This is a genomic window from Rhizobium sp. CB2179 (assembly GCF_057653455.1).
The window spans coordinates 4105243-4126292 of record NZ_CM172781.1; the positions used below are offsets into that span (position 1 = coordinate 4105243).

The window sequence follows — 21050 nt, forward strand, 5'->3', positions numbered from 1 at the left end:
GCAGAATCAGGCTGGCTTTGCGCCGTCTTCTCCGGCCGGGCGGATGCGCAGCTTGGTGATGCGGTTCTTCTCCCGCTTCATGACGACGAAACGCTTGCCGTAGAAGGTGAAGGCTTGGCGCTCTTCCGGGATGGTCATCGATTCGTGGATGACGAGGCCGGCGATCGTCGTCGCCTCCTCATCGGGCAGGTTCCAGTCGAGCGCGCGGTTCAGGTCGCGGATCGGAACGCCGCCGTCGACGACGACGGAGCCGTCGGCCTCCTGACGCACGCCCTGTATTTCGATATCGTGCTCGTCGGAAATGTCGCCGACGATTTCCTCGAGAATATCCTCCAGCGTAACGATGCCCTGCACCTCGCCATATTCGTCGACGACGACGGCGAAATGCTGCTTGCGCCGCAGGAAGGCGTTGAGCTGGTCCTCGAGGTTGGTGCTGTCGGGCACGAACCACGGCTTCTGCGCGATCTTCACGATATCGAGGTTCTGCGGCTCCATATTCGGCTCGGCAAGCGCCCGCAGCAGATCCTTGGCATGGACGACGCCGATGATGTTGTCGATCGTGCCACGCCACAGCGGCATGCGCGTATAGGGGCTTTCGAGGATGACCCGCACCACCGCTTCCGGCGCATCGTCGGCGTTGATCGCCCGCATCGCGGTGCGGTGGACCATGATGTCGGACAGTTCGAGTTCGCTAAGATCGAGCACGCCGCCGAGGCGGTCGCGGTCGGCCTTCACCACCGATCCCTCGCGGTGCAGCAGATCGACGGCGCCGCGCAGTTCCTCATGCGCCGTCAGCATCGATGTCTCTCGTGAGAGATTGATGCCGAACAGCGAAAGAATCTGCCGCACGATCGCATTGACGAAGGAGGAAACCGGGCCGACGACGGCAACGAACAGCCTGGCCGGCAGCGCGATAGCGAGTGCGAAGCGCTCGGGCGCCGAAATCGCCCAGCTCTTAGGAAGCACTTCCGCGAAGATCACCAGGATGACGGTCATCGCGAGCGTCGCCAGCGCCACGCCGGAACTGCCGAACAGTCCAAGGAAGAGGCTGGTGGCAATCGAGGAGGACAGGATATTGGCGAGATTGTTGCCGATGAGCAGCGCACCGATCAGCCGGTCGCGCCGTTCGATCAACTGCCGGACGAGGCCGGCGCGTTCGTCGCCGTTGACCTCGAGCGTATGGATACGGCTGCGCGAAACGGCGGTCAGCGCGGTCTCGGAGCCGGAAAAGAAGGCGGACATGAGCACGAGCGCCGTGATCGAAAGGATCTCCGGCCAATATGTCGAAAGAAATGCCAGAGCGCCTTCGACCGACATCAGGCGTGTTTTTCCCGAAGAAAGCTGATCACTTCGGACGCCGGCACGTCGTCGGCGACGAAGGACTGGCCGATCCCGCGCGTCAGGATGAAGGTGAGCTTGCCGCTCTTGACCTTCTTGTCCTGGGCGATCGCGTCCATCAACGTTTCGGCCGGCGGCAGTTCGCCCGGAATGTCGGACATGCGGGTTGGCAGGCCGACCTCCTTCAGATGCCGCTCGACGCGGCGCGCATCGTCGGGGCTTGCAAGGTTCATCCGTGCGGAGAATTCATGCGCCAGCACCATGCCGATCGAAACGCCCTCGCCATGCACAAGGCGGGAACTGTCATAGGCAGTCGCCGCTTCCAGCGCATGACCGAAGGTATGGCCGAGATTGAGCAGCGCCCGCTGACCGTTCTCACGCTCGTCGGCAACGACGACATCGGCCTTCGCCTGGCAGCTGGCGGCAATCGCCTCGATGCGTGCGGAGCCGCCGGTAAAAACTGCCTTCCAGTTCGCTTCCAGCCAGGCAAAGAAATCCGGCTTGTCGATCAGCCCGTATTTTGCGACCTCGGCGTAACCTGCGCGGAATTCGCGCGCGCTCAGCGAATTCAGCACATCCGTATCGGCCAGAACCAGGTCCGGCTGGTGGAAGACGCCGATCAGATTCTTGCCGTGGCGGGAATTGATCCCGGTCTTGCCGCCGACGGAAGAATCGACCTGCGACAGCAGCGAGGTCGGTACCTGCACGAAGCGCACGCCGCGGCGGACGATGCCGGCCGCAAATCCCGAAAGATCGCCGATGACGCCGCCGCCGAGCGCGATGACGTAATCGTTACGCTCGACGCGCGCCTCAAGCACCTTGTCGCAGGCCGTGATCAGATGTTCGAAGCTCTTGGTCTTCTCGCCGGCCGGCAGGACGACCTCAGCCGAGGCGATACCCGCTTCATCCAGACTTGCGACGAGAGCTTTGAGATAGAGCGGCGCGACATTTTCGTCGGTGATAACGGCCGCCTTGCGGCCCTTGAGGCGAGAGGCGATCTCGGCGCCGGCCCGCGCAATCAGCCCCGGCCCGATCAGGATGTCGTAGGCGCGCTCGCCGAGCGGCACATGCACCGTTCGGATGGCGGAGGCGGAGGTTATCGCATTCATGACGCTGCACTTTCCTTCTGAGCTTCGATCAAGGCCTTTAAGACTTCGTCGGCCATGATTTCCTTGCGGACGTCGCGCGAAAGCACGGTCAGGTCGGCCTGCGCATAGATCGGATAACGCGCATTCATCAGGCCCTCGAGCGTCTGCTTCGGATTTTCGGTCTTGAGCAGCGGCCGCGTGTCGCGCTTGGCGACCCGGTCCCAGAGCACGTCGAGATCGGCCTTCAGCCAGACGGAGAGGCCGCCCTTCTTGATATGTTTGCGCGTCCGGTCGTTGATGAAGGCGCCGCCGCCGGTAGAGACGACACGCGGCCCGCTCTTTAGCAGCCGCTTGATCACCCGCGCTTCCAACGCCCGAAACTCTTGCTCGCCATAGGCGGCGAAAAGCTCGGCGATCGTCATGCGCGAAACCCGCTCGATCTCGAGATCGCTGTCGATGAAGGGAATGGAGAGCTGGCTGGCGACGATGCGCCCGACGGAGGATTTGCCGGCGCCCATCAGGCCGACAAGGATCAGATTGCGTGAACCGAGCGCGGCGCGAGCTCTGTCTTTCAAGCTGTCAGCAACGGTCAGCAGTTGTTCACTCATCGGTCCATTCACACTTTGTTTGCAAACGGTATCGACAAATGCAGATGGAGCGTCAAGTCGCGGACAAGGGAATCATGGCTTGAATACCGCTTCTTGCACTTGCAGATAGGCTTCTTATAACAGAAGCAGAGCATGAAGGAGTTGCTGGATGCCGACCCTGTTCCGTTTCCTGTTCGTCTGCGCGATCCTCGCCGGGACGGTCTACGGAGCGATGCTGGCGCTTGTGACCTTCGTGGAGCCGCAGCAGCGCGACGTGACGATCCGCATTCCGTCCGAGCGGGTCAATCCGCCCGCCACGGGCGCGATCGACACGACCAGGAAGTGACCGGCATGGTGGATCTCGGCCGCGTCCATGTGGAATCCTTCCTGGAGATGATGAGCGCCGAGCGCGGCGCGGCCGCCAACACGCTGCAATCCTATGAGCGCGATCTCGACGACGTCCGCTCCTTCCTGACCGAGCGCAGCATACGGCTCACAGAAGCCGCCTCCGCCGATCTCGCCGCCTATCTCTCCTCGCTCGCCCGAGAGGGCTTCAAACCCTCGTCCCAGGCGCGCCGGCTTGCCGCCATGCGGCAGTTCTACAAGTTCCTCTATGCCGAGGGCCTGAGGACCGACGACCCCACAGGCATTCTCGACGCGCCGAAGAAGGGCCGTCCGCTGCCGAAGACGATGGGCGTCGAAGAGGTCGGCAGGCTGCTTTCGCAGGCCGAGGCCGAGGCGGAGGATACGGCTCCGGGCCAGCTGCAGCGCCTGCGCATGCTGGCGCTGCTGGAGCTGCTCTATGCCACCGGAATGCGGGTCAGCGAACTCGTCTCGCTTCCCGCCCGCGTGCTCGATCAGGAAGGCCGTTTCCTGATGATCCGTGGCAAGGGCAACAAGGAGCGGCTGGTGCCGCTGTCGCATTCGGCAATATCAGCCCTGAAATCCTACGGGCGCCTGCTGGCGGCCGAAAATGCAGCCGTGAAGGAACGGCAGGAAAGCCCGTGGCTGTTTCCCTCCGCCTCAAAGGAGGGATACCTGCCGCGCCAGGTTTTTGCCCGCGACCTCAAGAACCTGGCGATCCGCGCCGGCCTGACGCCGTCGCTGATCTCGCCGCATGTCATGCGCCACGCCTTTGCCAGCCACCTGCTGGCGAACGGCGCCGATCTGCGCGTCGTACAGGAACTCCTCGGCCATTCGGACATTTCGACCACGCAGATCTACACACATGTCCTCGAAGAGAGGCTGCAGCAGCTTGTCCAGACGCATCACCCCCTTGCCAAACAGGCGAAAAAGCACGAATAGGACCGGCGACATGGGGCGGAGCCAGGAAAACGCCCCGGGCACAAGGAACGGAAACGCACCTCATGCACAATTATCTCGACTTCGAAAAGCCGATCTCCGACCTCGAAGGCAAGATCATCGAGCTGAAGAAGCTCGCAACGGAAGACGAGAGCATCGACACCACCGATGAGATCGGCCGGCTGGAGGTTCGCGTCCGCGAGGCGATCGTCGAAATCTATTCCAAGCTCAATCCCTGGCAGAAGACTCAGGTCGCCCGCCATCCGCAGCGACCGCATTTCATCGATTACGCCAAGACCCTGTTCCAGGAATTCACACCGCTCGCCGGCGACCGCAAATTTTCCGAGGATGCCGCGATCCAGGCGGGCCTTGCCCGCTTCCGCGGCCAACCCGTCGCCGTCATCGGCCAGGAAAAGGGCAACGACACCAAGAGCCGCATCAAGCACAATTTCGGCAGCCCCCGCCCGGAAGGCTACCGAAAGGCGATCCGCATCCTTGAAATGGCCGATCGTTTCGGCCTGCCGGTGATTTCGCTGGTGGATACGGCAGGCGCCTATCCCGGCGTCGGCGCCGAAGAGCGCGGCCAGGCCGAGGCGATCGCCCGCTCGACGGAAATGTGTCTCGGCGTCAAGGTTCCCCTCGTTTCCGTCGTCATCGGCGAAGGCGGCTCGGGCGGCGCGATCGCCATCGCCACCGGCAACAAGGTCTATATGCTCGAGCATTCGATCTACAGTGTCATCTCGCCCGAAGGGGCAGCTTCCATCCTCTGGCGCGATTCCACCCGCGCCCGGGAAGCGGCGACCAACATGAAGATCACCGCCGAGGACCTGAAATCGCTCGGTGTTATCGACGGCATCATTTCCGAGCCGCTCGGCGGCGCGCATCGCGATCCCGACAGCGTGATAGCCGCAACCGGCGACGTAATCGCCAGCGCGCTGGCTGAGATGGCACCCCGCTCCGGCGAACAGCTGCGCAACGACCGCCGCCAGAAATTCCTCGCCATAGGCCGCAATCTCTAGCAGACATTCGGCTCTTCGCCGATTGGGGCCAAATCTTGGCCACATTGATGTTATCTGTAGCATTCGCGCTTGCGGGGATGTTCCAGGCACAGTCATAGGCTGGTAAGGATTTATAAAGTATAAGCCGCCTATGATTCCTTCTGATGCCCGGACTCCATAGGCGGACCGGGTCGCACTATCTTTATGGGCTAGTTTGGATGCGCATACGTCATTTTGCCTATATTTCCCTCATGGCGCTGGCTCTGTCCGGCTGCAATGACGCGTTGGAAACCGCGCAGGTCGATCTTTCCAAGGTCAAGAACAAGGTCGAGCAGCCGCTTCCCAGCCATATCCTCGCTCAGATGTCCGCCAAGGGCATGGACCGTAATTCGCCGATCATGATCCGCATCTTCAAGGAAGAAGGTGCCATGGAGATCTGGAAGGCGAAGACCGACAACCGTTTCGACAAGATCGCCGATTACAAGATCTGCGCCTGGTCCGGCCGTCTCGGCCCGAAGGTAAAGACCGGCGACCGGCAGGCCCCGGAAGGTTTCTACGACCTGACGCGCGCCAACCTGAATCCCAATTCCAAATATTATCTGGCAATCAACACCGGCTTCCCGAACCGCTACGACGCGGCGAACGGCCGCAGCGGTTCCGATCTGATGATCCACGGCGCCTGCTCCTCCTCCGGCTGCTATTCGATGACCGACCAGCAGGTGCTGGAGATCTACGCTTTTGCCCGCGACGCCTTCAAGGGCGGCCAGGCGACCGTGCAACTGCAGGCCTTCCCCTTCCGCATGACGGCGGAAAACATGGTCAAGCATCGTCTCGACGGCAATTACGACTTCTGGAAGATGCTGAAGGTCGGTTACGACAATTTTGAAGTGACGAAGCGCCCGCCTGAGGTGAACGTCTGCGAGAAGAAGTACGTCTTCAACCAGCAGGCAACCGACGGCAGCGCCTTCAATGCCGCCGGCAAGTGCCCGGCTATGTCGACGCCGCCGGCGCTGACGGCCGCCCTTGCCTCCTACGGCAAGACCTACGATGCCGATTATGCCAAGGCGATGAGCAAATTTGACGGCATGGCCTGGTACGATCCCACCGAAGCCGAGCGTAAGGCCGTGGTCGCCAAGCAGCGCAAGGGCCGCGAGCTTGCCTACGCTCCGACCGGCACCTCGCTGGAAGCCGGCCGCATGGTCAAGGTCGCCGAACTCGAAGACATGATGGCCAAGCGCACCGCGCAGGGCCTCGCTGCCAAGAGCGCACCGGGCGCGACACCTGTAACACCTGCCCAGCCGCAGGCAGTGGCCGTCGCTGCCGCGACCCCTGCGGTCGTGCCGGTGCCGATGCAGAACCCGCTGGCCTTTGCGGCACCCGAACCGCAGGAAACGGCGGAAGCCACGGCAAAGAAGCCGTTCTGGAAATTCTGGGCGAGGAACTGAACGGCTTGAACCCCGTTCTCTACGATCTTCGCGGCCTGAAATGCCCATTTCCCGTGATCAAGACACGCAAGAAGCTCGCCGCGATGGCGAGCGGCACGCTCATTCGCGTCGACACCACCGATCCGCTGGCCGTGATCGATATGCCGCATTTCTGCAATGAGGACGGTCACGAGCTGATCGAGACGGAAAAGACCGAAAACGGCCACCGCTTCCTGATTCGCAAGCGCTAAATTCTAAGGCCGGGGATAGCGAGCGGATTGTCCGACAGCGCCGCACGATCGGGCATATCGATGCGCGGCTTGCCGAGGAAGGCGTCGAAGAGATCCTTCACGAAGGCTTCCGGCAGATCCCGGGTGATCAGCACCATGCGCGTGCGCCGGTCTTCCCCCGGCCAGGCGGGAAGCCGCACCGGCGGATGGAAGATGCTCTGCACGCCATGCAGTACCAGCGGCCGATCCGGCCGGTCGGAGACGGACACGATCGCCTTCATCCTCAACAGCTTCTCGCCATGGGCCGAACGCAGGAGATCGATGAACATCTCGAGCGCCATCGGATCGATCGGCTTTTCCTCGATGATCGAGAAAGAGCGGATCGAGGCATCGTGACGATTGACGTCGTGCGGGTCCTGATCCGCATGACCATGATGGTGGTGACCATGGTGATCACCATCATGATGGTGATGTCCATCACGACCGTGGTCGTGATTGTGATGCGCCTCGTGTGCATCCTCGTCCTGCAGCCAGCGGCCGACATCGGCGATTTTCGTCGCCGGATCGTAGAGCCCGTTGACCAGCACCGCGGCACTGCCCGCCTCGGCGCTGTCGGCATCCATCATCACGGCACGCGGATTGAGCGCCCGCAGGCGCTTTTCCAGCCCACCCGTCGCCTCGGCCATCGATTTTTTCGAAACGATCAGCCGGTCGGCGACCGCCGCCTGCTTGCGCGCTTCCTCATGATTGTCGAGCGTCTGCAGCCCATTCACTGCGTCGACGACAGTGACGACGCCATCCAGCTCGAAATTCGTGGCGATGACGGGGTTGCCCATGATCGCCTGCATGACCGGCGAAGGATCGGCAAGGCCCGTCGTCTCGATGACGACGCGCTTGACCGGCTTGACGCGGCCCGTCTGCACCGCGTCCATCAGGTTGGCCAGCGTATCGACAAGCTCGCCGCGCACGGTGCAGCAGAGGCATCCATCGGACAGTTCGATGATCGAATCGCCGGAACTTTCGACCAGAAGATGATCGATGCCGACATCGCCGAATTCGTTGATGATGACGGCCGCATCCTTCATGACAGGATCTTTGAGGATGCGGTTGAGGAGCGTCGATTTGCCGGCGCCGAGAAAGCCGGTCAGGATGGTGACCGGAATCCTGTCGTTGAGCGCACTCATATCATCTTACCTTAAAGCTTAGAAGGATGTCGGGCGCGGCATCGGCACCGGCACGTTGGCGATCGCTCCTGCCGTATCACCGCGCGCCATTTTTTCCGGCTGCGCGGCCGGCTGCGGATCCTGGCCCGGAATGAGCCCGGCAAAGACGAATTGCGGATCGTGGTCCATCGGCTGGATATAGGGTGACTGCACCTTCATGCGGCCGACCTCGTCGCGCGTTTCGCTGCGCACCTTGGCGCCCTTGGCGCTGCAGATATCGGCGCTGATGTCGGTTACCTGGTCCTGTCCCACCCCGTAAGGTCTCAGCGAACCCAGCGTGTCGTTGCTGGCAGGCTGGGTGGTGAAGCCCTTCTGCAAAAGATTCGCCGTCGCATCGGCACGCGCCGCAAGGCTGTCGGTGCCGAGCACAACGGAGACCAGCGTGCGGCCGTTGCGCGTCGCCGAGCCGATCTGGTTGAAGCCCGAGGCGCAGATGAAACCGGTCTTCATGCCGTCGGCGCCGGCGAAACGGCCGATCAGCATATTGAGGCTCGGCACGTTCTGCTGGCCGTTGGTGAAACCTTCCAGCGAGAAATAGCCGGCATATTGCGGAAAATCGCGGCGCAGCGCCACCGTCAGCACCGCAAGGTCGCGCGCCGTCGTATACTGGCCCTTGCCGGGCAGGCCGTTCGGATTGACGAAATGCGAATCCGTCATGCCGAGCTTCAGCGCCTCGCCGTTCATCCGCGTCACGAAGCCCTCCTGCGTGCCGCCGATGGCTTCGGCAACCGCGACCGCGATGTCGTTGGCCGATTTCACCATCAGGATCTTCAGCGCGCTATCGAGCGTCAGCTTCTGGCCCGGCTTGAAATACATCTTGGCGGCAGGCTGCGCGGCGGCGCGCTTGCTCATGACGATGGGTGTATCGAGGCTGATCTGCCCGGCGCGGATCGCATCGAACACGGTATAGACGGTCATCAGCTTGGTCAGCGAGGCCGGATACCATTTGCGGAAGGCTTCTTCATGCTCGAGCACGCGGCCGGTCTGCACATCGACCAGAATATGCGGATTGGCCTGGGCAAGCGAAAAAGAGCCCAGAAAAACGGCAGTCGCCGCTGATACGAAAGAAAGCGGCCGCAAGGCAGCAAACAAACGGAAGTGGCGCGTCGACACGGTTCGTCCTTCAGATATCAGGAAAATCTCGAAATCCTCCCCTATTTAGCCTATATGGCTATGACATGGCAAAGGTCATTGACTAAGTAATTTCCACAGCCTCACACCCTTGTGAAGCGATGAAAGATTGTCGAGACTTCATAACAGGAACGCCGATATGCCGATTTTGAACAGAGCCGCAGAGTTGCAGGACGAGGTCGCCGAATGGCGCCGCCACATCCACGCGCGGCCAGAACTCCTCTTCGCGGTGGAAAATACGGCTGCCTTCGTCGCCGAAAAACTCAAGGAATTCGGCGTCGACGAGATCGTCACCGGCATCGGCCGCACCGGTGTCGTCGGCCTGATCAAGGGCAAGGGCGAAGGCTCCCGCACGGTCGGCCTGCGCGCCGACATGGACGCCCTGCCGCTGACTGAGATCACCGGCAAGCCCTGGGCCTCGAAGACGCCGGGCAAGATGCATGCCTGCGGCCATGACGGCCACACCGCCATGCTGCTGGGCGCTGCGAAATACCTCGCCGAAACCCGCAACTTCAACGGCAATGTCGCCGTCATCTTCCAGCCCGCCGAAGAAGGCGGCGGCGGCGGCAATCTGATGGTCAAGGACGGCATGATGGAGCGCTTCGCTATCGAAGAGGTCTACGGCATGCACAATCTGCCGGGCCTGCCTGTCGGCCAGTTCGCCACCCGCAAGGGCGCGATCATGGCGGCGACCGACGAATTCACCGTCACCATCAAGGGCCGCGGCGGCCACGCCGCCCAGCCGCACCGGACGATCGACCCGATCGCCATCGGCGCCCAGATCATCGCCAACCTGCAGATGATCGCCTCGCGCAGCGCCGATCCGCTGCGCTCGGTCGTCGTCTCAGTGACCAAGTTCAATGCCGGCTTCGCCCATAACGTCATTCCGAACGATGCGACCTTCGCCGGTACGGTCCGCACCCTCGACCCGGAGGTGCGCACACTTGCCGAGACGCGGTTCCGGCAGATCATCGAGGGCCTGGTCGCAGCCCACGGCGCAGAGGCCGACATCAGCTTCCACCGCAACTATCCCGTCACCGTCAACCACCCCGATGAGACCGAGCACGCCGTCGCCACCGCCAGCGCCATCGCCGGCGAAGGCAACGTCAACGCCGAAATCGATCCGATGATGGGCGGCGAGGATTTCTCCTATATGCTGAACGCCCGCCCCGGCGCCTTCATCTTCATCGGCAATGGCGACAGCGCCGGCCTCCACAACCCGGCCTATGACTTCAACGACGAAGCCATCGCCCACGGCATCTCCTATTGGGTCCGTCTCGCCGAACAGCGCCTCGGTCTCTGACAACAATTAAGGCTTGGCTTCGCGCCAAGCCTTTTGTATGCATGGCGTGCAAGTGGTCCCGTAGCTCAGCAGGATAGAGCACCAGATTCCTAATCTGGGGGTCGCGCGTTCGAATCGCGCCGGGATCACCATTATTTAGCTCCCTCTTGCCCATCGCGTTTTGCAATCTGGCGGATTTTATCCGAGCCGTTATGGGCGCGTGTTGGGGGTGCTGAAAGTTGTCGTTTGCCGCGATATAGGCAAACGCCTGCGCCGGCTCGACGAGCCGCGTTGAAGATTTCATCGATACCGTTTCTTGAAGTCGGATGTTGCGTCCGCCTGGCTCGGAGCTCGTTCTCGTCACGACTCCTGCCCATATACCCGCCGTGTCCTCGTGACCCGCCGCGCCCCCAATCCCAGTAACGCCGCCACGACCCAACCTCCGACAAAGCCAATCGCGCCCCAGACAAGACCCGCAAAGCTGACGGGGACGCCGGGCACGAAGTCGCGCCAGGTATTGGCGAAGACGACGTCATCGGCATTCCCCAGCAGAACAAAAGGCTTGGCGACGGGTGCGGCGGTGCCGAGGTGAAGCTGCTGCGAGAGCAGCGTTTCATAGCGCGTGATCGTGCTCTGCATCGAGACGCCGCGGTCGCGCAGGAAGTTGTCGGATGATAGCGCATAGGCGTTCAGCGCCTGCTGGCGATCGAGATGATGCTCGGCGGCCTGAGTATTGAAATCCTCGACGATGACGCGCAATTCGTCGATCGCCCCACCGATCCGCTGGCGGTATTGCTGCGCAAATTCCGGCGCCTGCGAAAAGGCCGTGCCGCCGGCAAGCCCGGCGACGATGGTGATGATCCTTGCAATCTGTCCCATGATCGATGCCTCCGGCTATCCCCTGCGCTAACGATCCGGCGCGTCAAAGGTTTCTGCCTTCGACACAATCGGTAACTCTATGTGATTGAACCGACTGCGCTTCCAGCGAGTTGATGCCGTGACCAACTCAGAAAGAGAGGCTTGTCATGAAACAGATTATCCTTGGCTGCACGCTCGCCGCTGCATCTATCTTTTCCGCAATGCCGTCCCAGGCGGCAAGTGTGACCATCACCACGGATGACGCACGCCCCAATTACCGCCACGCTGAACGGCCCTATTACCGCCATCATATGAGGCCGCGCCACGTCTCACAGGATTGCTTCACCAAGACGGAAAAAATCCGCCGTCACGGCCATACGGTCGTCAAGGAAACCCGAATCTGCCGTTAAGGCAAACCTTATGCAAGGAAAGCCCGGCTGATCCTATCGGCCGGGCTTTTCCATTTTGATCTCGCCCAGATCTCGCAGATGAGGAACTTCGCAATATCAGCCGCGTTTATTGTGAAACTGGAGTATTCATCATGCGTATCAAGATGATTCTTTTGGCTATCGCCTATGTCGCCGTCAGCGCCGTGCTGCTTGCCATCGCCTACCAGCCGCAAGGGTCGGTCGCCGCGCAGAAAACGGATCGTCTGGCCGGCTCGTCCTTCCTCGTCGAACGCTTCGCCGGTTGATCAGCTGAGCGCCGGCTTAGGCGACGATGTAGAACTATTCCTCGTCCGGCAGGTCTGACCGCGGGCCAACCCGCTATCTGTCTAATGCGTGCCGTCGAAGGAGGATCCGCCAAGCAGGATCCGGTTCTGCACCGTATCCACGCCTTCGACCGCCTTGGCAACCGCGGTTGCCCGCTCGATTTCGCCCACTGTGCCAACGGTGCCGCTCAACACGATCTGATCGTTCTCCATCGTCACCTCGACATCCGACGCATCGATGCCGCCGGCAATCGCCAGCGCATTGGCAACGGCTGCCTCGACCGTTGCACGATTGGCGATCTCTATTTCCATCTCGGGCTCGAGCCCGTGAAATGTCTGCTCCTTGAAAACCATGATCCGTTCCTCCGTGAAAACCTCGTATGAAACGCTGGTCGGCAGAGTTTGGTTCAGCGCCCGCTACCAATTGACGCGATAACGGAGATTGACGCTGCCCGCCTCACCCCCTGAAAATGGATTGCTCACCGAGGCATCGAGATTGAGGTTCGGCAGAATGGCCTGGCTGACCCCCACCGTGCTCGAGAAGTCGCCGCTGGCATTGCTGACGCCTGTGCCTGCCGAAAGCGAGGTTCCCGTCCAGGGATGAATCAGCTTCAGCGCCTGCGATGCCGTCACCGAAGCCTGCCGGGCCTCGACCGCGTCATATTGCACGCTGATGGATCGGCTCGATTGCATGTCGAGCGAATCGGAGAGGATCCAGCTGCGCGAGCGGCTGAGGGTCAGCGCGCCGCTGCCGCGCAACGTATCGACGCTGACGCTGGCACCCTGCTGTGACCGGCCTGCCGGGGTGACGCTCGTCCTGGTGATTCTGCCCCAAAGCATTGCCTGTTCGGAATCGGGCAGCAGCGCCCCGCCTTTGATCGAGGCAAGCGCGATGTCGGCGCCGGCGCTCGTCTCCCATTCCGCCGGCAGGCGAAACCCTATCGTCGCCTTGTAGGACCGGTCCGAAAGCTTGGCCGGCGACCAGATCACCAGGTCGTCTGCCCTCGCTGCAGCGGGGAGCGAGGGTAGGATGGCGAAAAGAATGCATGCTATTTTGAATGTCGTCATGAAGGTAAAGCGTTTTGACCTGACACAGGGCCGCTGCGTGGAAGTCGACGCAGCAGCGCATATGAAAGCGTTCGCAACGAACGCAATGGGATCACGGCCAAGCCGCGATAGAGATCACGGCCAAGCCGCCCATCCCGGTTTCATCCTCGATTTAATGGTTGGCCGAAAGGCCGGCGGCACCGAGTGCCTGTTCTTCGATGGACGCCGCAGCGCCCCGACTTGCCATGCGGCCCTGAACGGCCGCGGCGGAACCGAATCCGCCAGCAATGTTATAAACATCACATCCGACCGCTGCTCTGTAAACCCCTCAGCAGTTGAAATCTGCTGCACCGCACACTTGCCGCCCCCCCCAAAGCCTAGTAGAGCCTGAGCCTACGAGAGAAATTTTCGCGAAATTCCACATGATGACCGGCAAAAGCGCGCCGCGGCGCCTCAGCATCTTCGGTTCGACGGGTTCGATCGGCCAGAATACACTCGATGTCGTCGACCACCTGGGCGGACGGGAGAACTTCGAAATCTCCGTGCTGACAGGCAACGGCAATGTCGAATTGCTGGCCCGGCAGGCGAAATCATCAGGCGCGCTGTTGGCGGTGACGGCAAACGACCGCCATTACGAATCACTGAAGAGCGAACTTTCCGGCAGCGGCATCGCGGTCGCTTCGGGAAAATCCGGGCTGATGGAAGCCGCCGACCGCGAAGTCGACTGGGTGATGGCGGCAATCGTCGGCACTGCCGGCCTGGCACCGACGCTTGCCGCTGCACGCCGCGGCGCCGATATCGCCCTTGCCAACAAAGAATGCCTGGTATCGGCCGGCGATCTCTTCATCGCGGCGATCCGGGCGGGCGGCGGCAAGCTGCTTCCGGTCGACAGCGAGCACAACGCCATCTTCCAGGTGCTGGAAGAGAACCAGCGCCACGCCGTCGAGCGGGTTATCCTGACGGCGTCGGGTGGCCCCTTCCGCACCGCTTCGCTGCGTGACATGGCTAATGTGACGGTGGAAACCGCACGCGCCCACCCCAACTGGTCGATGGGCTTGAAGATCTCGATCGACAGCGCCTCGATGTTCAACAAGGCGCTGGAGATGATCGAAGCCCGGCACCTTTTCGGCCTCAGACCCGAACAGATCGAGGTCATCTTCCATCCGCAGTCGATCATCCATTCAATGGTCGGCTATACGGATGGGTCGGTGCTGGCGCAGCTCGGCGCGCCCGATATGCGCACCGCCATCGGTTATGCCCTGTCCTTTCCGCGCCGGCCGAACCTGCCGGTGGAGCGGCTGGATTTCGCCAAGCTCGCCAGGCTGGATTTCGAGGCCCCGGATGACGTGCGGTTTCCGGCGCTGCGGCTCGCGCGCCTGGCGATGACCCGCGGCGGCGTTCAGGGCGCAGTGCTGAACGGCGCCAAGGAAGTGGCGCTCGAAGCCTTCATCGAAGGGCGGTTGTCTTTCCTTGCCATGGCCGAGATCACCGAAAGGGTCATGGACGACCTCGCCGGCCTGCCGCCGGCTTCCGGCATGGACGATGTCTTCGCCGCCGACAGGCAGGCCCGGCAAAGGGCGGCAGAGCTCATGACACTAGCGATCGCCGAGTGAAGTTCGACCGCCCGATCGCGGAGTGGTCGCCCGCCTGTGATCCTGACGACCGCTGTTGGCTAGCGCAATCGGTTGCCACCCTCGTCGAACAACCGGCAATCCGACGGTTCAAACAGCAGGCTCACCTGCTCGCCCGCCGCGATACTGATCGGTGACCGATGTTCGACGGTCAGCGACTGGCCATCGGCAAGCTGGCAATAGAGATATTGCGTTCCCCCGAGATATTCCGAAAAATCGACCCTGGCCGTCAGGCTGCCCGATGGGTCGGAGGCGACCTTCAGATGCTCCGGCCGCAGGCCGAGCGTCACCGCGCCACCGACTGGCCTGTCCGCCAGCGGCAGGCCGCTTTCGATCTGCCGGCTGGCGACCTCGACCAGGCCTCCCTCACCCCAGCGGGCATTCAGCAGGTTCATCCTCGGCGAGCCTATGAAGCCCGCCACGAAGGTATTGGAGGGATTCTCGTAGATTTCCCGCGGCGTTCCCGCCTGTTCGACGCGGCCGTCGCGCAGCACGACGATCTTGTCGGCGAGCGTCATCGCCTCCGTCTGGTCGTGCGTGACATAGATCATGGTGTTGCCGAGCTCGCGGTGGAGGCGGGCGATCTCGATACGCATCGAAACGCGCAGTTCCGCATCGAGATTGGACAGCGGTTCGTCGAACAGGAAAACATCGGGCTTGCGCACGATCGCCCGGCCGATTGCCACACGCTGCCGCTGGCCGCCGGAAAGCTGTCCCGGCCGCCGGTCGAGGAGATGGTCGATCTTCAGGATCGCCGAGGCGGCCTTGACGCGCGTCTCTATCTCCGCGGCATTGGTGCGCGCCATCTTCAAGCCGAAGGCCAAGTTGTCGCGCACGCTCATATGCGGATAGAGCGCGTAGGACTGGAAGACCATGGCAATGCCGCGCTCGGATGGATCGAGATCGGTGACGATGCGTCCCTTGATCTCGACCTCCCCGTCGGTCACGTCTTCCAGGCCGGCGATCATGCGAAGAAGCGTCGATTTTCCGCAGCCGGAAGGGCCGACGAAGACGACGAATTCGCCCTCCGCGATCGTCAGGTCGATCCCGTGGACCACCTGCAGATTGCCATAGCTTTTTCGCACGTCCTGGAGCACGACGCTCTTGTTACCCATACCGTTGGTCATCCCCAAAAGACCTATCTGTCCGACTGGACCCAGACGAGCATCTCTCCGGGCGCGCGGTTGTCCCAGAGATGATAGGGCACGAAACGCGCGGTGGCGACCTGCCTTTCCGCCGGCGCCTTGCGGTAGAGCGCTGTTCCCCAGTTCGATGTTTCCTCGCGCTCGACCTTGAGATCGAGGGCGACGGCATCATTGAGATCCTTCAGCACGACGGTTTCGGCTGTGGAGAGCTCACGCGGCAGGACGATGGCGTTGAGGTCTTCGCCGTTGTCGGTCGTTTCGACGCAATAGACCAGCGGGCCGCGCATCAATGCGACGCGCCCGGCATCCTGGCGCACCTTCGGGTTGGCATATTGCGGCCGAAGCGCCAGCGGCAGGTAGAGGGCGACACGATCGCCCGCGGCCCACTCACGATCGATCCTGGCATATCCGTCCCGCATATTGGCATTGAGATCGAGCATCTCTCCGTTGACGCTGAGGGTTGCGCCATCAGCCCAGTCCGGAACGCGCAGCGACAGTGCAAACTTCGCCGGCTTCTCCAGCCTGGTGGTAAAGGCGACCGCACCTTCCCACGGATAATTGGTGGTCTGCTCGAGTTCGACCTCGGCGCCATTGGCAAGCTTCAGCCGCGCGGTGCTCTCACCATAGAGGTGCACGGCGATCTCGTTATCCGAAACGGCGTACATGTAGGAGCCGATCGACGTCACCAGCCGGGCGATGTTGGGCGGGCAGCAGGGGCAATGGTGCCATTTCCACCGGTGGTGCTTGCCGGCACTTTCGAGCGGATTGTCATAGAAGAAGGTCTTGCCGTCGATCGAAAGCCCCGGCAGAGCGCCGTTGTAAAGCGCCTGCTCCATGATGTCGGCATAGCGCCGATCCGGACCGCGGCCGAGCATGCGGCTCGCCCAGAACACCAGCCCGACCGAGGCGCAGGTCTCCGCATAGGCGGTATCGTTCGGCAGATCGAAGTAATCGGTAAAGCCCTCGTTGGAGGCCGCCGGCCCGATGCCGCCGGTGATGTACATCTGCTTGGTCGTCAGATCGTCCCAGAGCGTTTCCAGCGCTGCCGTCAGGCTGTCGTCCTTGTATTCGGTGGCGATGTCGGCCATGCCCGAATAGAGGTACATGGCGCGCACGGCGTGGCCGACGACCTTTGTTTGCGCGCGCACCGGCTGGTGCGCCTGCGCATATTCATAGGTCTTCTGGTGGTACTCGGAGACATCGCGCCCATCGCGGCTTGCCTCGGCGGTGAAGAAATGCGGTTCGGTGCCGCGTTCGTCGATGAAGTATTTCGACAGCTCGAGATATTTCTTCTCATCCGTCACGCGAGCGAGCTTGACCAGCGCCAGCTCGACTTCCTCGTGGCCGCAATAGCCTGATATCTGGCCTTCGCGATGGCCGAAAATCTTGATCATGTAATCGGCATAACGGCACATGATGTCGAGCAGCTTGCGTTTGCCGGTCGCCTGATAATAGGCGACCGCGGCTTCCATCAGGTGGCCGGCGCAATAGAGTTCGTGATGGTCGCGCAGGTTGGTCCAGCGGCGGCTCGGCTCCACACGCTGGAACCAGGCGTTCAGATAGCCGTCCTCATCCTGCAGCTTCTCATACATGTCGATGATCTCGTCGGCACGCGCTTCGAGCTTCGGGTTCGGCCGGCGATAGAGCGAATAGGCGATCGTCTCGATCGACTTGCCGAGGTCGGAATCCCAGAACATCTGCGTCGTCCCGCCCCATGGTTGAATGGGAATGACGACCCCCGGGCTCGGCTGGCTGACATCGATCGCCTTGAGCATGCCGGCCTCGACGCAGCGGTCGAGCAGGGTCTCGGCAGTGGAATTGCAGATGGCGTCCTGCCATTTGCCCCAGAAGCCGCCAAGCTCCACATCGGGAACGGCGACGGGACGAAACTGGCGGTCATTGCTTGGTTTGGTCATAGGCTCCACTTTCTCTAAGATCATTTCACCGCGCCGGCCATCAGCCCGCGCATGTAGTAGCGTTGCAGGAGCAGGAAGACGATCAGGCAAGGGATCGTCATGACGACGACACCGGCCTGGACCGCTCCCCAGTTGATGGCGCCGAGCCGTCCGGCGCGAACCGCCGTCATCAGCACCGGCAGGGTGTATTTCTCATTGCTGGAAAGCAGCACGAGTGCTGCGAGAAACTCGTTCCAGGCATTGAGGAAGGCAAAGATCGCGACCGTCGCGACACCGGGAAGCACCAGCGGCAGAAGAACCCGCACCAGAAGCCGGAGGTCGCGCGCGCCGTCGATGCGCGCAGCCTCTTCGATCTCCTTCGGCACGGCGTCGAAGGCGTTGCGCATCATGAACACCGAGAAGGGCAGTTGCAGCGTCACATAGACGAGCGTCAGCCCAAGCAGCGAATTGTTGAGGCCGAGCTTTGCAAGGATGATGAAGAGCGGTGTCAGGATCGACTGGAACGGGATCATCAGCGTCGCGATGATCAGCACGAAGAGCGCATTCTTCAGCGGGAATCGATAGCGCGAGAAGCCATAACCGGCGAGCAGGCTGACAGCGACGGTGAGCACCACGGTGGCGACCGAAACGAACAGCGAATTGATCATGTGCCGCCAGATACCGGCGCCGAACGTGTCGAGCAGCGCGTAGGAATCGATGCTGACGCCTGAGGTCGGCCATGGCGGCAAGGGCGGCAGGCTGGCCTCCGTGCCATGCCGGAAGGACGACAACAGCGTGATCACGAAGGGGGCGAGAAAGAAGATCGAGATAGCGATGCCGGTCAGATGATAGGCCGACTTCGTCCGAATGGCCTTGCGCGCGCGGCGTTCCCTTGACGTGGTCATGGACGCTCCTCCCCGACGCGAAGCAGCCAGAGCTGCACGATGCTGATCGCCACCAGGATGGCGAGAAGCACGATCGACAGCGCTGCGCCATAACCGAGATTGAACGACACGAAGGACTGATTGAAGATGTAGTAGACCACCGAGATCATCTTGTTCTGCGGTCCCCCCGACGTCATGATGTAGAACTGGTCGAAGGCGAGGATCGAACCGGTGACGGAGACGATCAGCGCCAATGCGATCGTCTTGCGCATCAGCGGCAGCGTCAGATGCCGGAAACGCTGCCAGCGGCCGGCGCCGTCGATGCGGGCGGCCTCCGTCAGCTCGGACGGAATGGCCTGAAGCCCGGTCAAAAGAATGATCATGGTGAAGCCGGCGATTTTCCAGACGACCATCACCACGACCGTCAGAAAGGCGGTGTCGAAGGTCGCAAGCAGATTGGGGCTCTTTTCGACGAGGCCGAGCGCCTTCAAGGCCGGGCCGATGAAGCCGCTATCGACATTGGCGAGCCAGACCCAGAGCAGTGAGGCGGTGGCAAGGCCGACCACGACGGGCAGGAAGATGATCGTCCGGTAGGCGCCGACGAACTGCCGTTCCTTTTCGACGAAGATTGCCAGCGGAAAGGCGATGGCAAAGATCGCGATGGTGACGATCACGGTATAATAGGCCGTGAAATTCAGCGCCGTCATGAAACGGGTGTCGTTGGCCATGCGGACATAATTGTTGAAACCGATCCAGCGTGACGCCCCCATCAGCGGCCAGTTATGCAGGCTCATCCATCCGGTGAAGAGAACCGGCATGATGAAGAAGACGATGACCAGCGCCATGGCCGGCGCAATGTAGACGAGGCCGCGCCAGTTCGATCGGCGCCGTCGCTTGCGCCGAGGCAATAGAATCTCTGAACCGGAACCGGTCATCAAAACGCTCCGCATCTGTCGAGTGAAATTGGCCGGGAAGCTGCCACCGCTCCCCGGCCGCGGCCGGGAGAGAGTTATTGGCCGCTATCGATGATCGATTGCATCTCCGACTGGGCGCTCGAAAACGCCCCGTCGACATCGTCGCCGAAGATCGAGGCGTTGGTGAAGCTGGCCCAAGGCCCGTTGGCGCTGTTGATCAGGTCGTTGAACTGCAGCGTATAGGGTGTCTTGGCGACGCCGATCGCCTTCAGGCCAACCTGCATGCGCGGATCGAGGCCCTCAAGCACCTTGTCGGCGATATCGCCGCGCGTCGGCAGGCTGCCATACTTCGCCATGATCTTCTGGCCGTCCATCGAATAGATATATTCGAGGAACTCCTTCACCGCGTCGATCTTCTTCGTGCCCTTGGTGATGACGAAGTTGTCGCCGCCGGCAAAGGACGAGGGCTTGCCGTCGACGCCAGGAATGAGGGTCACGCCGAAGTTGATATCGGGATGCTCGGTTACCAGCGTGCCGATGGCAAAGGCGCCGAGGCTTTGCTGGCCGATCTTGCCGTTGGTGAAGGTCAGGAAGTTGGCGCCGTTGTCGCTGGCGGCACCCGCCGGTACGAGGTCCTTCTTGACCATGTTGCGGTAGATATCGACGGCCTTGCGCATCTCAGGCGTATCGAGCGTCGCCGTCTTGCTGTCGGCCGACAGAATATCAGCGCCGGCACCCCAGACAAGCGGCGTGAATGTGAAGATCATGCAGCCGCCGCAGCCGCCACCGGAGAAATAGAAGCCGTAGGTATCGTCACCCAGCGCCCGGATCTTCTCGGCATTGGCGGTAATTTCGTCCCAATTCGCCGGCGCTTTTTCCGGGTCGAGACCGGCCTTCTTGTAGAGATCCTTGTTCCAGGCGAAGACGGAGGTTTCGACCGAAAGCGGCAGGCCGTAAATCCGGTCCTGATAGGTGCCGAGGCGAACATGCGATGGCGAAAGCGAATTGAAATAGGGCAGGGATTTTGCCCAGTCCGTCAGGTCTTCCAGCTGGCCGGCCGCGGCAAAGGCGGGATTATAAATGAGATCCATCGACAGGGCATCCGGCGCCTGTCCGCCGGCGATTGCCGTCGCATATTTCTGTACCAGCTCGGAGAACGGCACCTCGGTCATCACGACCTTGTTCTCGTGACCGGAATTATAGGCTTCGACGACCTTCTTGAAGGCATCGCCGATCCCCGAGCGAACCCACATTTCGACATTTTCGGCAGCTGACGCGGCCGACACCAGACATAAGGTAGCGATGCTGGTCGCAGCCAATAGACGCTTGATCATGACACTCCTCCCGATATGGCGCATCTC

22 protein-coding genes and 1 tRNA gene are annotated in these 21050 nt (G+C 61.8%); 10 read left to right on the forward strand and 13 right to left on the reverse strand.

Features of this window, described 5'->3' with window-relative positions; genetic code table 11:
• Positions 1-6: 6 nt before the first annotated feature.
• The 3 genes from AC244Q_RS20265 to AC244Q_RS20275 are packed head-to-tail and all read right to left on the reverse strand — an operon-like array spanning position 7 to position 3034.
• On the reverse strand, positions 7-1317 hold the full coding sequence (locus tag AC244Q_RS20265) for an HlyC/CorC family transporter (protein ID WP_012759198.1): 1311 nt from the start codon (positions 1315-1317) through the stop codon (positions 7-9).
• The gene (gene aroB, locus AC244Q_RS20270; RefSeq protein WP_012759199.1) at positions 1317-2447 is read right to left on the reverse strand and encodes a 3-dehydroquinate synthase; all 1131 of its coding nucleotides are present in this window, start codon (positions 2445-2447) and stop codon (positions 1317-1319) included. The genes AC244Q_RS20265 and aroB overlap by 1 nt, the downstream gene beginning before the upstream one ends.
• A complete protein-coding gene (locus tag AC244Q_RS20275; RefSeq protein WP_012759200.1) occupies positions 2444-3034 on the reverse strand; it encodes a shikimate kinase in 591 nt (196 codons plus the stop codon). The genes aroB and AC244Q_RS20275 overlap by 4 nt, the downstream gene beginning before the upstream one ends.
• Before the next feature lie 148 nt (positions 3035-3182).
• Between AC244Q_RS20275 and AC244Q_RS20280 the strand changes: the two genes are divergently transcribed.
• The 5 genes from AC244Q_RS20280 (at position 3183) to AC244Q_RS20300 (ending at position 6988) form a co-directional block, all read left to right on the forward strand.
• Positions 3183-3359, forward strand: a complete 177-nt coding sequence (locus AC244Q_RS20280) for a hypothetical protein (RefSeq protein WP_012759201.1) — start codon at positions 3183-3185, stop codon at positions 3357-3359.
• A gap of 5 nt (positions 3360-3364) precedes the next feature.
• Positions 3365-4318 (forward strand): site-specific tyrosine recombinase XerD, encoded by a 954-nt coding sequence (gene xerD, locus AC244Q_RS20285; protein WP_017995332.1) that lies wholly within the window; start codon positions 3365-3367, stop codon positions 4316-4318.
• A gap of 62 nt (positions 4319-4380) precedes the next feature.
• A complete protein-coding gene (locus tag AC244Q_RS20290; protein WP_012759203.1) occupies positions 4381-5334 on the forward strand; it encodes an acetyl-CoA carboxylase carboxyltransferase subunit alpha in 954 nt (317 codons plus the stop codon).
• A gap of 197 nt (positions 5335-5531) precedes the next feature.
• Positions 5532-6758: a L,D-transpeptidase family protein gene (locus tag AC244Q_RS20295; protein WP_128407946.1), complete on the forward strand. Its 1227-nt coding sequence runs from the start codon at positions 5532-5534 to the stop codon at positions 6756-6758.
• Between the two features lie 5 nt (positions 6759-6763).
• Complete coding sequence (locus AC244Q_RS20300; RefSeq protein ID WP_012759205.1) at positions 6764-6988, forward strand: sulfurtransferase TusA family protein; 225 nt, start codon at positions 6764-6766, stop codon at positions 6986-6988.
• On the opposite strand, the gene AC244Q_RS20305 is transcribed toward AC244Q_RS20300, so the two are convergent.
• Both AC244Q_RS20305 and AC244Q_RS20310 read right to left on the reverse strand, forming a co-directional pair.
• Positions 6985-8151 (reverse strand): CobW family GTP-binding protein, encoded by a 1167-nt coding sequence (locus AC244Q_RS20305; protein WP_113547541.1) that lies wholly within the window; start codon positions 8149-8151, stop codon positions 6985-6987. The genes AC244Q_RS20300 and AC244Q_RS20305 overlap by 4 nt on opposite strands.
• A gap of 18 nt (positions 8152-8169) precedes the next feature.
• Positions 8170-9303: a D-alanyl-D-alanine carboxypeptidase family protein gene (locus tag AC244Q_RS20310; RefSeq protein ID WP_012759207.1), complete on the reverse strand. Its 1134-nt coding sequence runs from the start codon at positions 9301-9303 to the stop codon at positions 8170-8172.
• 157 nt (positions 9304-9460) lie between these two features.
• Here AC244Q_RS20310 and AC244Q_RS20315 point away from each other — a divergent pair, with 157 nt between their 5' ends.
• Positions 9461-10624: a M20 aminoacylase family protein gene (locus AC244Q_RS20315; protein ID WP_113547542.1), complete on the forward strand. Its 1164-nt coding sequence runs from the start codon at positions 9461-9463 to the stop codon at positions 10622-10624.
• A 54-nt stretch (positions 10625-10678) separates the two neighbouring features.
• Positions 10679-10755 (forward strand) — tRNA-Arg (locus AC244Q_RS20320).
• 208 nt (positions 10756-10963) lie between these two features.
• On the opposite strand, the gene AC244Q_RS20325 is transcribed toward AC244Q_RS20320, so the two are convergent.
• Positions 10964-11482, reverse strand: a complete 519-nt coding sequence (locus tag AC244Q_RS20325; RefSeq protein ID WP_128407945.1) for a DUF2937 family protein — start codon at positions 11480-11482, stop codon at positions 10964-10966.
• A gap of 146 nt (positions 11483-11628) precedes the next feature.
• Between AC244Q_RS20325 and AC244Q_RS20330 the strand changes: the two genes are divergently transcribed.
• Together AC244Q_RS20330 and AC244Q_RS20335 are read left to right on the forward strand one after the other, a co-directional pair.
• Positions 11629-11871 carry a hypothetical protein gene (locus tag AC244Q_RS20330; RefSeq protein WP_128407944.1) on the forward strand — a complete coding sequence of 81 codons (243 nt, stop codon included), beginning with the start codon at positions 11629-11631 and terminating at the stop codon, positions 11869-11871.
• Positions 11872-12002: 131 nt separating this feature from the next.
• Positions 12003-12155, forward strand: coding sequence for a hypothetical protein (locus tag AC244Q_RS20335; protein WP_012759212.1), 153 nt, complete (start codon positions 12003-12005; stop codon positions 12153-12155).
• An 81-nt stretch (positions 12156-12236) separates the two neighbouring features.
• Here the strand turns inward: AC244Q_RS20335 and AC244Q_RS20340 are convergent, their stop codons facing one another.
• Both AC244Q_RS20340 and AC244Q_RS20345 read right to left on the reverse strand, forming a co-directional pair.
• Positions 12237-12527, reverse strand: coding sequence for a BON domain-containing protein (locus tag AC244Q_RS20340; RefSeq protein WP_128408079.1), 291 nt, complete (start codon positions 12525-12527; stop codon positions 12237-12239).
• Positions 12528-12590: 63 nt separating this feature from the next.
• The gene (locus AC244Q_RS20345) at positions 12591-13241 is read right to left on the reverse strand and encodes a hypothetical protein (protein ID WP_128408078.1); all 651 of its coding nucleotides are present in this window, start codon (positions 13239-13241) and stop codon (positions 12591-12593) included.
• A gap of 401 nt (positions 13242-13642) precedes the next feature.
• On the opposite strand from AC244Q_RS20345, the gene dxr reads away from it, so the two are divergent.
• The gene (gene dxr, locus AC244Q_RS20350) at positions 13643-14833 is read left to right on the forward strand and encodes a 1-deoxy-D-xylulose-5-phosphate reductoisomerase (protein WP_128408077.1); all 1191 of its coding nucleotides are present in this window, start codon (positions 13643-13645) and stop codon (positions 14831-14833) included.
• Between the two features lie 59 nt (positions 14834-14892).
• On the opposite strand, the gene AC244Q_RS20355 is transcribed toward dxr, so the two are convergent.
• From AC244Q_RS20355 to AC244Q_RS20375, 5 genes are all read right to left on the reverse strand, one after another.
• Entirely contained in the window at positions 14893-15978 is a 1086-nt protein-coding gene (locus tag AC244Q_RS20355) for an ABC transporter ATP-binding protein (RefSeq protein WP_128408076.1), read from the reverse strand.
• An 11-nt stretch (positions 15979-15989) separates the two neighbouring features.
• Positions 15990-17912, reverse strand: a complete 1923-nt coding sequence (locus AC244Q_RS20360) for a glycoside hydrolase family 127 protein (protein ID WP_128408075.1) — start codon at positions 17910-17912, stop codon at positions 15990-15992.
• A gap of 20 nt (positions 17913-17932) precedes the next feature.
• Entirely contained in the window at positions 17933-18796 is an 864-nt protein-coding gene (locus AC244Q_RS20365; RefSeq protein WP_012759218.1) for a carbohydrate ABC transporter permease, read from the reverse strand.
• Entirely contained in the window at positions 18793-19710 is a 918-nt protein-coding gene (locus AC244Q_RS20370) for a carbohydrate ABC transporter permease (protein ID WP_128408074.1), read from the reverse strand. The genes AC244Q_RS20365 and AC244Q_RS20370 overlap by 4 nt, the downstream gene beginning before the upstream one ends.
• 74 nt (positions 19711-19784) lie before the next feature.
• Positions 19785-21023: an ABC transporter substrate-binding protein gene (locus AC244Q_RS20375; protein WP_012759220.1), complete on the reverse strand. Its 1239-nt coding sequence runs from the start codon at positions 21021-21023 to the stop codon at positions 19785-19787.
• Positions 21024-21050: the final 27 nt, after the last annotated feature.